Annotated in this window: 1 protein-coding gene; it reads right to left on the bottom strand. The window is 56.8% G+C overall.

The window, feature by feature from the left end:
• Nucleotides 1-333, bottom strand: a 333-nt coding sequence (locus tag JNA92_RS25650; protein WP_241807225.1) for an IS66 family transposase, incomplete at both ends; no start/stop codon positions are given.

The raw sequence follows: 333 nt of genomic DNA, 5'->3' as shown, positions 1-333 counted from the left end.
GCAACGCCAAAGCGTTGTAACCCGCATAATCGTCGGTCATCACATAGCCGCGATAGCCTTGCAGCAGACGCAATGGTACTTCCTGCGCACGGCTGGTGGTGTAGTCGAACAGCACAACTTGTCGATCAGGCGGGCCACTGGCTTGCACCCACATCCAGGATTGGCTGGTCGGGTCTCGATCCGGTTCTTTCAACACCTGGACGCGAGTCTCATCGCAATGAATCACCGGACTTTCCAGCAGCCGATCACGCATCAGGTTCAACAGCGGCTGGAAGTATTTACTGCACTGGATCACCCAACGCGCCAGGGTTTGTCGTGGAACCTCGATGCCGT

The organism is Pseudomonas putida, assembly GCF_022627325.1.
Taxonomy (GTDB): Bacteria; Pseudomonadota; Gammaproteobacteria; order Pseudomonadales; family Pseudomonadaceae; genus Aquipseudomonas; species Aquipseudomonas putida_X.
Note: the sequence above shows the minus strand (reverse complement) of the source record. Positions and strands in the feature narration are given on the sequence as shown.